This window comes from Streptomyces sp. CNP082, from assembly GCF_059570535.1.
Genome location: NZ_JCANSZ010000034.1, coordinates 36,228 through 51,345, shown reverse-complemented (window position 1 = coordinate 51,345; position 15,118 = coordinate 36,228). Strand labels below are relative to the sequence as shown.

General features: G+C 70.8%; 11 protein-coding genes. 1 reads left to right on the top strand and 10 read right to left on the bottom strand.

The genetic code is table 11. The features are described from left to right. Positions 1-439 precede the first annotated feature (439 nt). Positions 440-1,891: a tetratricopeptide repeat protein gene (locus B124_RS24540; RefSeq protein WP_496505137.1), complete on the top strand. Its 1,452-nt coding sequence runs from the start codon at positions 440-442 to the stop codon at positions 1,889-1,891. Between the two features lie 58 nt (positions 1,892-1,949). On the opposite strand, the gene B124_RS24535 is transcribed toward B124_RS24540, so the two are convergent. The 10 genes from B124_RS24535 to B124_RS24490 all read right to left on the bottom strand — a co-directional run bounded on the left by B124_RS24535 (position 1,950) and on the right by B124_RS24490 (position 15,095). Then, the gene (locus B124_RS24535; RefSeq protein WP_496505111.1) at positions 1,950-2,117 is read right to left on the bottom strand and encodes a hypothetical protein; all 168 of its coding nucleotides are present in this window, start codon (positions 2,115-2,117) and stop codon (positions 1,950-1,952) included. 400 nt (positions 2,118-2,517) lie between these two features. Continuing rightward, positions 2,518-3,594, bottom strand: a complete 1,077-nt coding sequence (locus B124_RS24530; protein ID WP_496505110.1) for a glycoside hydrolase family 5 protein — start codon at positions 3,592-3,594, stop codon at positions 2,518-2,520. An 80-nt stretch (positions 3,595-3,674) separates the two neighbouring features. Beyond that, entirely contained in the window at positions 3,675-6,134 is a 2,460-nt protein-coding gene (locus B124_RS24525) for a beta-glucosidase (RefSeq protein WP_496505109.1), read from the bottom strand. Next, a complete protein-coding gene (locus B124_RS24520; RefSeq protein ID WP_496505108.1) occupies positions 6,131-7,228 on the bottom strand; it encodes an ABC transporter ATP-binding protein in 1,098 nt (365 codons plus the stop codon). Before B124_RS24520 ends, B124_RS24525 begins: the two co-directional genes overlap by 4 nt. Then, on the bottom strand, positions 7,225-8,289 hold the full coding sequence (locus tag B124_RS24515; RefSeq protein ID WP_496505107.1) for an ABC transporter ATP-binding protein: 1,065 nt from the start codon (positions 8,287-8,289) through the stop codon (positions 7,225-7,227). Before B124_RS24515 ends, B124_RS24520 begins: the two co-directional genes overlap by 4 nt. Positions 8,290-8,301: 12 nt before the next feature. After that, complete coding sequence (locus tag B124_RS24510; protein WP_496505106.1) at positions 8,302-9,405, bottom strand: ABC transporter permease; 1,104 nt, start codon at positions 9,403-9,405, stop codon at positions 8,302-8,304. Between the two features lie 9 nt (positions 9,406-9,414). Continuing rightward, on the bottom strand, positions 9,415-10,407 hold the full coding sequence (locus tag B124_RS24505; protein ID WP_496505105.1) for an ABC transporter permease: 993 nt from the start codon (positions 10,405-10,407) through the stop codon (positions 9,415-9,417). 30 nt (positions 10,408-10,437) lie between these two features. Continuing rightward, the gene (locus tag B124_RS24500; protein WP_496505104.1) at positions 10,438-12,411 is read right to left on the bottom strand and encodes an ABC transporter substrate-binding protein; all 1,974 of its coding nucleotides are present in this window, start codon (positions 12,409-12,411) and stop codon (positions 10,438-10,440) included. 18 nt (positions 12,412-12,429) lie between these two features. Further along, the gene (locus B124_RS24495) at positions 12,430-14,031 is read right to left on the bottom strand and encodes an FAD-dependent oxidoreductase (RefSeq protein ID WP_496505103.1); all 1,602 of its coding nucleotides are present in this window, start codon (positions 14,029-14,031) and stop codon (positions 12,430-12,432) included. Then, a complete protein-coding gene (locus B124_RS24490; protein WP_496505102.1) occupies positions 14,028-15,095 on the bottom strand; it encodes a LacI family DNA-binding transcriptional regulator in 1,068 nt (355 codons plus the stop codon). Before B124_RS24490 ends, B124_RS24495 begins: the two co-directional genes overlap by 4 nt. Positions 15,096-15,118: the final 23 nt, after the last annotated feature.

Here is a 15,118-nt window from a genome sequence, read left to right as displayed (position 1 = left end):
GGCAGAACATCGAATGACTGACGTCGTATCCGAAGTAGGGGCCCGAGACGGGGGTATCGTCGAGACCCACTCCGTCAACCGCGGCGGGGCCGGTGCGAACGGCGAGCATGGAGGAAGTGTCCTGTCCGGAGAATGGGTCGGTGGCACCGCCGTCCACATGCGTGGCGAGGTGGACAAGTCCCGCGGCTTGCATCCAACCGCCCGAGGCAGTGGTGAGTGGCCGACCTCGCCACCCCTGTTCAGAAGGACTGGGTTGCGGGCCGTGAAGCACCTGGATCACCTTAAAACTCCCATTAATTCCGTTTACTCTAGATGCAAAACCGCCTGGTGGGATGGAGCTTGCGCAAGGCCCTGGCCGCCGGAAATCCAGGGTGGACACCGGGTACCGGCCGGTCGGGCGTACGCGAAAACCGTGAGTCACGGAAGCGGGGAGAAGCGGGTGCCGAAGAAGCAGGTCGCGAAGGGCACAGCAACGCGCCGGGCCTCGAAGGGCACACGGGCCAGCGGCACGACGGCGCAGTCGGCGGCGGGAGCGGGCACCGGCGACGGTGCGCGCGGCGGGCCGGGTGAGCTCGGGCGACGCATCCACAGGATGCGGACCGAGCGCAAGCTCACCCAGCGCGCCGTGGCCGAGCCCGGCTACACCGCGGCCTACATCTCCACGGTCGAAGCAGGCAAGGTCCAGCCCTCGGAGAAGGCGCTGCGGCACATCGCCGCACGCCTCGGCAGCACCTACGAGGAACTCGTCAGCGGACGCCCGGCCCACCTCGCCACCGAGGTGCGGATGCGCCTGGCCCAGGCACAGCTCACTCTGGCCACCGGGGACCCGGCGGAGGCCGCCGCGCGCTACGACGAACTCATCCGCGACGCCGAGGAGTACGAACTCGACGCAGAGCTGGCCTCAGCGCTGACCGGCCGCGGCGAGTGCGCGCTGGAGAACGGTGAACTCGAACGTGCACGTGGCGATTTCGAACGGGCCGAGGCCGTCCTCCTGCGCGCGCACACACCGCTCACATCGCGCGTACCCGCCATCCGCGGCCGTGCCCTGACCCACCTGCTGGCAGGCGAACTGCGCTACTCCTGCTACCTGCTGGAGACCACGCTCGACGAACTCAACTCGACCGGGATGCACGATCCGGAATCGCTCGTACTCCTTTACACGGCCGTCATCGCGCCCTACATGGACATGGGCGCCCACGCCCGCGCCGCGCAAGCCGCGGAACTCGCGCTGGCCCTTGCCCCCGACGTCTCCGACCCCGCCCTCGTCGCCCGGCTCCACCGGGGCGTCGCCCGCACGCTGATCGCCGAAGGCCGCACGGCCGAGGCGGACGCCGCGCTCGCCAAGGCCGCCGCGTACTACCAACAGCTCCAGATCCGCACAGAACTCGCCCACTGCCACTGGATGCGCGGATACGTCCTGGCCCAGGGCGGAAGCCTGCCCGCTGCGGAGAACGCGCTGCGTACCGCGCACGAGATGCTGTCCTCCCGGCGCGCCGCGCTGTTCGCCCACCAGGTGGGAGTGGAACTTGCTGCCGTGCTCCACCGGCAGGGCAAGGACACCGAGGCCGAAGAACTGCTCCGCGACGTTCTTGTCGGCCTGAGTTCTGCACGCGGCACGGTCCATGAAGCGGGCGCCCACCGACTGCTCGGCCTGATCTCCGAACGGAGCGGCGACAACGAACGAGCCGAGGAACACTACGCCACCGCTATGAGCCTGCTGGAACGAGCCGGAGCGTCCGGAGACCTGGCCGACATCTGCCGCCTCCTCGGCGACTTGCTACGCAAGAAAGGGAAGACCGAAGCCGCCCTCAACGTCTACCGCGCCGGACTCGGCCACCAGGCAACACCCGGAACCACCACGCTCGGGCCGGCCCCCGCCGTGCCCTTCTGATTGACCCCTGACCCTCATGCGATGAGCAGCTCTGCGGATGCGCTGTTCAACAGCGACGTCAGATCGTCGTCCAGGAACGCGTCCACCCCGCAGATCCGGGACCGGCGGCCGTCGGCGAACGCGCCGGCTCCTCCGCCGTGTGCGGCCCGGTGTCGGACACCGACAGCGTCCGGTACGCCGGAGTGACGTCCGTCAGCACCGTGACCGTCAGGTCGACACGGTCCACCGGCCCGGACAGGCGAAACGGATCTCCAGCTCCGCGCCGCCCGGTCCCTCGCCGCAGCACCGTCGTCCGTCCTGCCGTACGGCGATGGGGGAGGGCAGACAGCCTGCCCCTTCGCCGCCGGTGCGCCGTCTCGTGCGTGAAGCGGTACGCCGAGCGGCGTTCGACGGTGTACGAGCACTCGGACGAGATCCAGAGGCGGTTCAAGTACCGAGACCTCACCGCTGCACCACGGCGAATCCGGCGGCGGCCCATCGGTCGACGAGGGGCTCGTACCCGTCCAGGGACCACGCTGCGTGGCCCGGTTCGCCTTCCGGCGCGTCCATCGTGGGTGGGCTTCGCCACCGCAGCCTGCGCAGCCAGGCTCCGCCGCCCGCTGGGGCGGCGGAGCCCACGTGCCGGATCAGGTGCCGGCGGGCTGGCCGGCGGTCTTCTTGTCCGCCAGCCACTGCTTGATGAACTGGCCCTGATGCTCACCGCCGAGCAGGTTCCAGTTGTGGTCGTACATCATGGGCTTCCAGTAGTTGCTGTACGCCCATGCCACCCAACTGATCTCCGGACGCGCGTCCAGGTATTGACGCAGCGGCGCGCCCCAGCCCGAGGTGGTGCCCTTGGTGACCGGGTCCGACCAGGGGCCTTCCGGATTCCAGCCGAACTCGGTGAGGATCACCGGGATCTTCTTCGCCGCGTTGCCGAACTTCGCGTCGAGGTTGGTGGCGGTCGCCGCGCCCTGGTTGGGGTAGAGGTGGTAGACGTACGCGATGTTCCCGCCGCTGACGGGGTCGGCGGCAGCCTGGTTGACACGGGTGCTCCACTGCGGGCCGCCCATGAGGATGAGGTTCTTCGGGGCCGCGGCGCGGACCTTGTTCACGACGGGCTGGATGTAGCTCTTCCAGGTCGACCAGGAGTCCGGGTTGATGGGCTCGTTGTAGACCTCGAAGATCACGTTCGGGACATCCTTGTACTTCGGCGCGACGTACGACCAGAAGTCCAGGACGCGCTGCTGAGGCATGCCGCTCGTGCCGCCGTAGTCCTGCACCTTGTGCAGGTCGACGATGATGTACACGCCGAGGGCGACGGCCTGTTTCACGTACGGGTCGATGTGCTGGCGGAAGTTCTCCTCCAGGCTGAGCGAGTCGTTGGGTGCCCATTCGGTGACGGGCAGGCGGATCACCTTGGAGTGCCAGCCCTGCGCCGGGTCGGTGGCCCGGTCGATGAGTTCCGACACGGGCTTGGGGTTGCACTCGGTGCACTCGCCGTTGTGCCGCGGGCCGATCATGGACACGCCGCGCAGTGTGACGGCGTTGCCCGCCTCGTCCTTGATGCGGTTGCCGTCGGTCTTCAGCCAGGGCACGGCTGCCTCGGGCGCCGAGTCCTCGGGCGCGGGTCCGGCGGTGGCCTGCCCCGGGGCGATGACGGTGATGAGTACGGCCACCGTCGCCAGCAGGGCGAGCAGGAGCTTTCGTGCTTTTCTTTGCATGCGGCTCTCCTGGAAACGAAGATTCGGTGGGGGGTGGTGCCGATGCGCGTTGCGGTCCTCCTCTCCCGTTCGGGTCGTTGTCAGCGGATCCGTACGGTCTCGGTGACCGCGAGATCCGCCGAGCTGAAGCCGAGGTGCACCCGGTAATCGCCGGGTTCGGTGCGCCAGGCGCCGTCCCAGTGCTGGAAGGCGCGGGCCGGGATCGTCAGGGCGGCGGTGGCGGTCTCCCCTGGCTCGGCCGTCACGGTCGTGTGACCGGCGAGCCAGCGCACCGGCCGGTCGACGGCGCTGCCCGGCCGCGACAGGTAGGCCTGGACCACTTGCTTGCCCCGGCGTTGTCCGGTGTTGCGCAGGTCGGCGGTGAGCAGGAGATCGTCGCCGGCGGCGAGTTCGCCGGGGATCAGAGCCGTCGGCGGCGTCCATGTGGTGTACCCCAGGCCGTGCCCGAACGGGTACGCGGGCAGGGCGGCGGACTCCAGCCAGGCGCGATGGCCGATCCGGACACCCTCGTCGTACGACAGCCACCCCGCCGCCGGCGTGGTGGACAGCACGGGTACGTCCGCCTCGTCCGCCGGCCAGGTGGTGGGCAGCCGGCCGCCGGGCTCCACCGCGCCGAGCAGGACGTCGGCGAGCGCGTGGCCGAACTCCTGGCCGCCGAACCAGGTGAGCAGTACGGCTGCGGCGTCGTTCCGCCACGGCAGCAGCACCGGCGCGCCCGCGTTGACGGCGACCACGGTGCGGGGGTTGGCCGCCGCGACCGCGCGGACCAGGTCATCCTGCCGGCCGGGGAGGGCGAGGGTGGCGCGGTCGAAGCCCTCGCTCTCCACCTCGGGGCCGGTGCCGACGACGACGAGGGCGGCGTCGGCGTCGCGTGCCGCCGCCGCGGCGGAGGCGATCTCGGCGTCCGGCGCGGCGGTGTCGAGGTCGAGCCCGGCGACGAGGGTGACGCCGGAGTCCGGGCCCTGTCGCGGCGGCAGTTCGAGGCGGACGGCGATGTCCACCGGCTCGCCGGCGACCAGCTCGACCGGCACGCTCACGTGCGGCGGCGCGACGAGTCCGCCGCCGAACTCCTCGCCGGTGTGGACGAGTTCCTCCTGGAGGAGTTCGGCGCCGTCGACGAGCAGCCGGAGCGTTCCGGCGCCGGCCACTCCGATCCGTACCGGGCCGGTACGCGCTGGCAGGTAGCGCGTCGTGACCTCGACGGCCGCGGTGCCGGCGAGCCGGGCCGAGCCCAGGCGGGCCAGGTTGGCGTCGCGCCGGTGTTCGTCGAGGATCACGGTGCCGTCGGCGCCGCGGCAGACGAGACGCGCGCCCGGCCGGCCGCTGACCGGATCGGTGAGGTCACTGCCCGCGAAGGGTGCGATACCGCGCTGTGCGAGGGCACCGAGGTGCCAGTCGACGCGGGTGTCCGGCAGTGCCGCGCGCAGGCCCTCCAGCGGCGAGACGGCCCGGTCGGGCTCGACGGTGGCACTGCCGCCGCCCTGGGTCCGGGGCTGGAGGGCGAGGTGTCCGATGACGGCCAGTGAGCGCAGATCGCCCGCGGACCAGGGCAGTTCGCCGCTGTTACGTACGAGCACGGTGCCCGCGGCGGCCACCTCCCGGGCCAGCGCCGGCCCGTCCTCGGCGGCCGGCGGCTCTGGGACGGCCGGCGCGAAGTCCTCCAGTGCACCGACCCGGGCCGCGAGGCGCAGAATCCGCAGCACCTTGTCGTCGACGGTCTCCTCGGGCACCCGCCCCTCCCGCACCGCCGCGGTCAGCTTGTCGCCCCACGGGCCCTCGGGGCCGGGCATCACCAGGTCCTGGTGGGCCAGGGCCGCGGGCTCGGTGCTGCGGACGGCCCACCAGTCGGAGACCACGACGCCGTCGAAGCCCCACTCACCGCACAGCGGCTCGGCGAGCAGCGGATGCTCGGTCATCGTGGTGCCGTTGACGGAGTTGTAGGCGGACATCACCATCCAGGGGCGCTCGTCGACCACGGTGTCTTCGAAGGCGGCGAGGTACAGCTCGCGCAGGGCGCGCTCGCCGATGCGGTTGTCGACGGTGAGGCGGTCGGTCTCCGCGTCGTTGGCGACGTAGTGCTTGGGTGTGGCGCCGACGCCGCTGTCCTGCACCCCGCGTACGAACGCGGCGGCGAGCCGTGAGGTGAGCAGCGGGTCCTCGGAGTACGCCTCGAAGTGCCGGCCCCCCAGCGGGCTGCGGTGCAGGTTGATGGTGGGGCCGAGGACGACGTCGACGCCCATGCGGCGGGCCTCGCAGGCGATGATCGCACCGTAGCGGTAGGCCAGCGGGAGATCCCAGGAGGCGGCCAGGGCGGTCGCGGAGGGCAGGTTGAGCGCGGTGAAGCGCCCGTCCCAGCTCTCCCCACGGACGCCGCTGGGGCCGTCGGACAGCACGATCCGGCGCAGCCCGACAGTGGGCTCGGCGTGCAGGGCCCAGTTGTCGGCGCCGGTCAGCAGCCGCACCTTCTGCTCCAGGGTCAGCTTGCCGATGAGGACCTGCAGCGCTGCGGTGGCGGGCTCCGGTGCGGTGCTGTCGGTCATGCGGTCACTCCAGGGGTTTCGTGGACTCCGGTCAGCGTGAGCCCGGCGGCGAGGTGGCAGGCGACCCTATGTCCCGTACCGGCGCGGCCGTCGGCGGACGCCAGCACGGGCGGCTCTTCCGGGACGTCGCAGACACCCGGGCGGGCGAAGCGGCAACGGGTGCGGAACGAGCAGCCGGCGGGCGGGTGCGCCGGGTCGGGCAGATCGTCGGAGAGCCGGATGCGGCGGTTGCTGCCGCGCAGGCGCGGGTCCGGGCGGGGCACCGCGGACAGCAGTGCCTCGGTGTAGGGGTGGCGGGGGCGGGCGTACAGTTCGTCGGTCTCCGCCAGTTCGACGATCTTGCCGAGGTACATCACGGCGACCCGGTCGCACACGCTCTCCACCACCGACAGGTCGTGGGAGATGAACAGGTAGGTCAGCGCATACTCGTCCTGGAGGTCGCGGAGCAGGTTCAGGATCTGGGCGCGGACGGACACGTCGAGAGCGGAGACCGGCTCGTCGGCGACGACCAGCTTCGGGTCCACGATCAGCGCGCGGGCGATGCTGACGCGCTGGCGCTCGCCGCCGGAGAAGGCGTGCGGGTAGCGGTGCAGGTACTTCGGCGACAGCCCGACGCGGGTGAGCATGGACGCCACCCGGTCCTCCAGTTCCGCGCCTTTGGCGATGCCGTACGAGCGCAGCGGCTCACCGACGATCTGCAGCAGGGTCATCCGGGGGTTGAGGGAGGAGAACGGGTCCTGGAAGACGACCCGTACCTGCCGCTGGTACGCGCGCAGCCCGCGGCCGGACAGGCCGGCCACGTCCACCGGCTGCGCCTGGGCCGCGGGCCGGTAGTCGATCCGGCCCGCGGTGGGCTCCAGGATGCGGGCGACGCTACGGCCGAGCGTGGTCTTGCCGCAGCCCGACTCCCCCACCAGGCCCAGGGTTTCGCCGGGCAGGACGGAGAGGTCGACGCCGTCGACGGCGCGGACGTGGCCGGCAGTACGGCCGAGGAAGCCGCGCTTGACGGAGAAGTGCGTGCGCAGGCCACTGATTTCGAGGACCGGGGCCGTGCGTGCGGCAGCAGGGGTGCCTGGGAGCGCGGTGTCGGTCATGGCCGGGCCCCTTCGGCCGTGGCCGCCGCGGGCACGGCCGGTGGTGTGTCGCCATGCAGCACGCAGCGGACCCTGCGGTTCTCCGACAGTGCCGTCTCCGGCGGCTCCGCCGTGTCGCAGACACCGCCGACCGCGCTCGCGCAGCGCGGGTGGAACGGGCAGCCAGCCGGGCGCTCCGAGGGGTGCGGGACACTGCCGCGGATGGTGACGAGCCGCTGCCGGGCGCCGGTGCCCATGCGGGGTACGGAGCCGAGGAGGGCCCGCGTGTAGGGGTGTGCGGGGTCGTGGAAAATGGCGTCCACGGGTCCCTGCTCGACCACCGTGCCGAGGTACATCACCACCACCTCGTCCGCGATCTCGGCGACCACACCGAGGTCGTGGGTGATGAAGAGGACCGACATGCCGGAGTCCGCCTGGACCTCGGTCAGCAGGTCCAGGATCCGGGCCTGGGTGGTGACGTCCAGCGCGGTGGTCGGCTCGTCGGCGATGAGCAGCTCGGGGTCGCAGGACAGCGCGATGGCGATCATCACGCGCTGACACATGCCGCCGGAGAGCTGGAAGGAGTAGGCGTCCATGCGCCGCTCGGCGCCGGGGATGCCCACTCGCGCCAGCAGTTGCACGGCACGCGCGCGGGCCGCCTCCCGGGTCAGCGGCAGGTGCAGCCGGATGGCCTCGACGAGTTGGTCGCCGACGGTGTACATGGGCGACAGGGCGGCCATCGGTTCCTGGAAGACCATGGCTATCCGCCCGCCGCGGACGGCGCGGATCTCCTCGCCCCGCGGGTCGAGCGCGGCGAGGTCGACGCACGCGGCGCCTGCGGTGGCTCCGGCGTAGAAGCGGATCGAACCGCCGACGATCTGGCCCGGCTCGTCGATCAGGCCGAGCACGGAGCGTGCGGTCACGCTCTTGCCGCAGCCCGACTCCCCGACAATGCAGACGATCTTGCCGCGGGGGACGGTGAAGGTCACTCCGTCCACGGCGCGGACGGTGCCTTCCTCGGTGTCGAAGTGGGTCTTCAGGTCGGTGATGTCGAGCAGCGGGGGGGCCGGTTCAGGGGCCATTGTCGCGTTCCGTCACTTCCTGTAGGGGTCTGCCGCGTCGCGCAACCCGTCGCCGGCGAAGTTGAGGGCGAGCACCGCGGTGACGACGGCGAGGCCGGGGAGCATCAGCCACGGGGCGGTGGAGAGCACGCGGATGTTCTGCGCGTCCTGCAGCAGGACGCCCCAGCTGACGACGGGCGCTTGGAGGCCCAGGCCGAGGAAGCTCAGCGCGGTCTCGGCCAGGATCATCGCCGGTATCGACAGCGACAGCTGGGCGATGAGGTGGCTGCTGGTGGACGGCAGCAGATGCCGGAAGATCACCCGGCGCCGGGTGCAGCCGTCCAGGCGGGCCGCGGTGACGAACTCCTCCTGGCGCAGAGCGAGGAAGCGTCCGCGTACCTCCCGGGCAAGGTGGGTCCAGCCGATCATGGCCAGCACCACGGTGATGGCGAAGTACCGCTGCAGTGGTCCCCAGTCGGGTGGCAGGGCCGCGGCCAGGCCCAGCCACAGTGGCAGGTGGGGCAGGGACATGAAGAATTCGACGAGCCGCTGGATCGCGGTGTCGGTTCTGCCGCCGAGGTAGCCGGAGATGCCGCCGAGTGTGACGCCGAGCAGGAAGGCCACTACGACGCCCACGAGTCCGATGGTCATGGACACCCGGGTGCCGTGGATGAGTTCGGAGAGCAGGTCGTGCCCGTTGCGGTCGGCACCCAGGAGGAACATCGCGGCGCCGGGCTCCTCGGGGCCGATGAGGTGGCGGTCCCAGGGGATGAGGCCGAAGAGGCGGTAGTCGTCGCCCTTGACGAAGAAGCCGATGGGGACCTCCGCCGAAGGGTCGGTGGTGAAGGTCTGCTCGTACGTCTCGTCGTCCACGGCCGTCGTGTAGCCGTCGACGTGCAGGCCACCGCTGAACTGGACCGTCTGCGGCGGGGCGTACGGGTAGTCGTCGTTGAGGTAGTCCGTGCCGTATGGCGCCAGGAACTCCGCGAACAGTGCGACGAAGTAGAAGGCGAGAGTGACGATCAGGCCGGCCATGGCGAGCTTGTGCTTGCGGAACCGGCGCCAGATGAGCCGCCACTGGGAGGCGCCGTGCCTGGCCGGTTCTGCGGACGGCGCGGGCCGGGTGCGTATGCGCATGGTCGTCCCTCATCCCTGGGCCAGCCGGACCCGCGGGTCCAGCCAGGCCAGCAGTACGTCGGAGAGCAAGGTGCCGATCACGGTCAGCATGCTGACGATGAGAATGATCGAGCTGGCCAGGTACATGTCCTGGCTGCGCAGCGCGCCCAGCAGCAGCGGCCCGGTGGTGGGCAGCGACAGCACCTGGGAGACGATGACCTCGCCGGACACCAGCGCCGGCAGCACGTAGCCGACGTTGGAGACGAACGGGTTGAGCGCGACCCGCAGCGGATACTTCAGCACCAGCCTGCGCTCCGGCATGCCGCGCGCCCGGGCGGCGACGACGTACGGCTTGCGCAGTTCGTCCAGCAGGTTGGCGCGCAGCACCCGCACCAGGCCGGCGGTGCCGGCCGCCCCCAGTACCAGGACCGGCACCCACAGGTGGGCCATGAGGTCGAGGAACTTGCCCAGGTTCCAGGCCGCGTCCTCGTACTCGGGCGAGAAGAGCCCGCCGACGCTCATGCCGAAGACACTGTGGCCGAGGTACATCAGCACCAGTGCGATCATGAAGTTGGGGATGGCGAGGCCCAGGAACCCGACGGTGGTGGCCAGGTAGTCGCCCACCGAGTACTGCCGGACCGCTGAGTACAGGCCGACGGGGAAGGCCAGGAGCCAGGTCGCCAGGAGGGTGGAGAGCGCGAGCACCACGGTGAGCGGCAGCCGGTCCATCACGAGGCTGGAGACGGACTTGCCGTACTCGAAGGACTCCCCGAAGTCGCCGTGCAGCACGATGGCCTTGACCCACTTCGCGTACTGCTCGTACACCGGCTCGCCGAGCCCGTAGCGCTCGCGCAGGGCGGACATCTGCGCCTCGTCCATCCGGTCGCCCTGGTTCTCCAGCCGGGCGGCGAGGGTGGTCAGGAAGTCACCCGGGGGAAGTTGGATGATGGCGAAGGCCACCACGGAGATCCCGAAGAGCGTGGGGATCATGTAAAGGCACCGGCGTGCCAGGTAGCTCAGCACTGCTCGACCGTCCCGTCAGCCGTGTTCCGGTCACGCGCCGATGGCGAACTGCTCGGGGTTCATGGCGCCCGGCATGGGGAACTTGGCGGCGAAGAAGCTCTTCTCAGGCACGTTGCGGAAGGTCTCGCCGACGACGCCGTAGCCAGGCAGAGGGGTGCTGATGCCGATGGTGTAGAACTGCTCCTTCGCGATGGCGAGGATCTGCTTCATCATCGCCGCACGCCGCTTCTCGTCCGTCTCGGCCGCGATCTCCTCGTGGTAGAGGCGGTACTGCTCCTTGGCGTGTGCCGGCGGCTCCATGCCGTCCTGCCCTCGGGTGGCCAGCCAGGTGAACCACTCGGGGCAGAAGGAGTTGTTCTCGCCCCACTCCGGCATGAAGAAGGCGGGAGTGCTGACCGGGTCCAAGGCGCCGTCGCCGTCCCAGGCGAGCGCTTCGTGGCCGTTGCCCTGGATCAGCTGGATGCGCAGGGTCTCGTCCTCGGCCTGCACGGTCATCCCTATCCCGACGGCCTCCCACATGGGCTTGATGATCTCCAGCGCGTCGGCCAGCTCAGGCTTCCCGGCCCCGGCGCTGACCAGAATGCGGAAGGTGACCGGCTCGCCGTCAGGGCCGAGCCGCAGACCGTCGCCGTTCTTCTCCAGGCCCGCCCGGTCCAGGTGCTCGTTCGCCCGGTCGATGTCGTACGCGGTGTACTGCGTGGCCATCTCCTCGTCGAAGAAGCCGGATTCGCGCGCGGGGGCTGCCTGCCAGGGCTCGCCCTGCCGCGCATGCACCGCCTTGATGACCTTCTTCCGGTCGATGGCGTACGACAGGCCGACACGGAAGTCGCGGTTGCCGAAGACCTCCCGTTTCGCCGCGTCCTTGCAGGTGAGGTTGAACATGATCGTCAGGGTGTTGAGCTTGTCCGACGCCAGGTCGAAGAAGCGGTAGTGCCCCTTGGTCCGGTCCCGGGCCAGCACCGGCTTGTTCTTGGTGGTCGTGACGTTGCGCTCGATCATGTCGATGTCACCCCGCAATACGTTGAGCAGGACGACCTCCGCGTCCTGGGCCATGGCGAAGTCGACGCCGTCCAGGTAGGGAAGCTGGTTGCCCTCCGGGTCGACCTTGAAGTAGTACGGGTTGCGGGTGAACCGCATCCGTGTGCCCTCGCCGAGAGCGCCGTCAGGCAGCCAGGCGTGCAGCCGGGGCAACCGCGGGTCCTTCCAGAGCATGCCGGCATACAGCGCGTCCTGGAGCAGCTCCATCGGTCCTGCGTAGTCCAGTCCCCTGGCGGCCTTCTCGGCGTCCGGGCTCAGATCGGGGTGGAACTGGCCGAGGTAGTGTTTGGGCAGCCGGGTCAGCATGTCGTACACCTCGTTGGCCATGCCCGTCAGATAGAGGGCGTTGGGCCCGGCGAAGGTGAACTCCACGGTGTACGCGTCGACCTTCCGCAGCTTCGCCGGGCCGCCGCCGACGAGGTACTGGCCCGGCGTGTCCGGGATGATCTCCTTGTTCGTGATCAGATCCCGGAAGGCGAACTCGATGTCGTCCGCGGTGAAGGGCTCGCCGTCGGACCACTTCAGGCCCTTGCGGAGCCTGAACGTCACCCGGGTGCCGTCCTCGCTCTCGCTGAACGACTCGGCAACATTGGGGATGATCTTCTTCCAGTCGCGGTCCCAGCGGACCAGGTTCTCGTAAGCGAAGGCGTAGCCGAGGCGGCCGGCGTCGCCCGCGCCGATGAGCGCGTTGCGCCAGGTACCGCCGTAGGCGGCCACCCGGTCGACGGGGCGGACCACGAGCGGCTGCGCGGGCAGCCGCTTCGACAGCGCGGGCAGCTTCCCCTCGTCGACCAGCCTCTGCAGCTCGGGTGCCTGGCCTTTCCCCTCGACCGGTCCCGTGTCTGCGCCGCCCGCAGGATCCGTGCTGAAGTCGCAGCCGTTCAGAGTAAGTCCGCCGACGGCCCCGGCCGCCACCAGTGAGCCGCCGGCCAGCAGCAGCCTTCTCCTGTCGATGTGTCCCGTCATCTTCTCGCTCCCTCGGGTTCAGTAACCGCGGATGTCGGGCCAGGCGAGCTCGACGCCGTGGCCGGTCAGCGCGCTCTGGTAGTCCGCGAGTCGGGCGGGCTCGGCGCGGACCTGGTGCGGGGTGGTGCGGTGGCGCAGGCAGTACGCGGCGAGCAGGCCGGCGGCCTCGCCGGCGTTCCACTCGACCGGATGCAGCCGGTAACAGCCGTTGGTGAGGTGGGTGGTGCCGATGTTCTTGGCGGCGGGCAGCAGGTTGCGCATCCGCTCGGGCAGCAGGGCGCCCAGCGGGATACGAAAAGGGGAGGAGGCCACGTCGATGTAGTTGTCGCCGCCGGTGGAGGGGTGCAGGTCGATGCGGTACGAGCCGATGCCGACGGAGTCCTCGTACGCCACCGCCCCGCGATCGCCCCGCACCGCGGGGGACACGTCCTGTTCCGTCACCGTGTACACGGCCCGGATGCGCCGGGACTCGCGGATGTACGGCCCCTTGCACAGCCCATCTGCCGTGCCCACCACGTCGCCACGCAGCCGCAGTCCGGGCAGCCCGGTGCTCCCGCCGGGGCGCGGCATCTCCGTCTGCATCCAGTACAGGAAGGACAGGCTCATCTGGCGCGCACCGGCCAGGTGGCGCGCGGCAGCCGCGGGCTCCACCTCGTACAGCGGCCCCTCGACGTAGTCGATCATCGGCCAGTTGACAATGACGACGTCGCTGGCGAGCGTGCCCTCTTCGAAGGCGGAGCGGGCGAGGACGCGGCGGAAGGCCCACAGGTCGAGGTCGCCCGCGAGGCCCTGGGTTGCGGGCTCGCCGGGCGCGGGGTTGGGGATCAGCACGCGGGTCGTCGCCCGCAGCGTCTGCGGCTTGGGCGCGACCATGCTGAACATCCGGTCGGGCCAGTACGGGGGGCGGTAGTCGCGCCAGAAGCCGTAGTCGTCGGGCTTGTCGATGGTGTGGTCCTCGCCGGCCCGGTGCTCGACCGCGAAGCACCAGGAGGCGGCCTGCATGTTGAGCGGCTGCCGCCGCGCGGGGGCGCTGGGCTCCCCGGTGTCGGCCTGCGACTCGAACCCGGTGACGTACTCGGTGCCGGTGAGCGGCAGCAGCTCGCCGGTCTCCGTGGCGTCCAGGAAGTACGCCGCGGTCACCGTGACGTCGGCGCCCGTGTCGAGGTCGCGAAGGGTCACGCTGGTGACGGTGTCGCCGTCGGTGGTTGCCGCGACGGGACGGTGCCTGACCCGCAGGTCAAGCAGGCCGCTCGCCTGGTGCGGCGCAAGCATGGCCCGCAGCACGGCGTGCGCCGCGCTCGGCTCCGCGCACAGCGCGCTCACCCGGCCGGCGCCGGGGTTGAGGGCCGGTTGCCGGCGCGCCGCCGCCGACAGCGGGTACCAGTGCCGGTAGTAGTCGCGGATCCCGTCCCGGAGCCGGCGATAGCTCGCGGTGCAGCCGAACTGCTCGATCCACGGATGCTCGTCAGGCGGCGTGCCCTGGACGGTCAACTGGCCGCCGACCCAGTCGTACTCCTCGGTGAGCAGCACCCTGAAGCCCGAACGGACAGCGGCCAGCGCGGCGGCCACGCCGCCGAGCCCTCCCCCGACAACGGCTATGTCGGTGCGCAGCGCGGTCATGCTTCTCCCCCCGCAGCGCTCGCCGGGGCCGCGGCGACGGTCTCCTCGCCGGGCGGCGTGCAGGACAGCAGGATCTGGTCCGCGCCCGGCGAGTCCGGGGCGTCGAGCAGCCGCAGGAGCAGCCGTACGGCCTCGCGGCCGATCTCCCGGCGGGGGATCTCCACGCAGCTCCAGCCGGTCCCGGGGTACGGGCCCGTCTCCGTACTCCGCAGCACGACGAGCGAGATCTGCGCGGGTATGACCAGGTCCCGCGCGGCGGCGAAGCCGGCGATCCGGCCAGCGAACGACTCGTCCTCGGCGACGAACGCCGTCATCCCGGACGCCAGGGCCAGGTCGAACCACTCCTGGGTGACATCCCCGGCGTTCATCAGCACCGGGAGCTGCGGGATGCCGGCGTCCGCGCAGGCGGCGCGGTAACCGGCCTCGCGGTCGACGACGGCCTCGACCCGGTGCGTGATGCCGAGGTAGCCGACCCGGCGGTGGCCCAGCGCGACCAGCCGGGCGACGGCCTCCCGGGTCGCCTCGGCGTAATCGGCGCTGACCCAGGCGATGTCGGCGCCCGGCACCTCGCGGCGGCCGATATGGACGAAGGGGTAGCCCTCCCGGCTGAGCCGGGCGAGGTCGGAGTGGTCGTGCGCGACGCCGAGCAGCACACTGCCGTCGGCGACGTTGAGCCGGTTCGAGCCGTCGCTGTAGAGCTGGCGCTGACCGCCGGGGCCCTCCGTGGAGGTGAACAGCACCAGGTCGTGTCCCTCGGCGACGGCCTGCTCCTCCACTCCGACCAGGAACTCGTGGTAGAAGTCGCGGCTGGCGATCGGGAAGACCGACTCGAAGGTGTGCACCCCGATCATCCGGTTGCGCTTGCCCTTGAGGCTGCGCGCGGCGGGATTCGCCGCGTAGCCGAGGTCGCGGACGGCCTGGCGGACCAGTTCCTCGGTCTCGACGGGAATCCGGTGGTCGGTGGCGCGACCGTTCACGACGGCGGAGACGGTCGCCTGCGAGACGCCCGCGCGGCGGGCGACGTCGGCCTGGGTCGGTGCCCCACGACGGCGTTTGACTGACAAAGGAACCCCTTGCTGTTACGTAT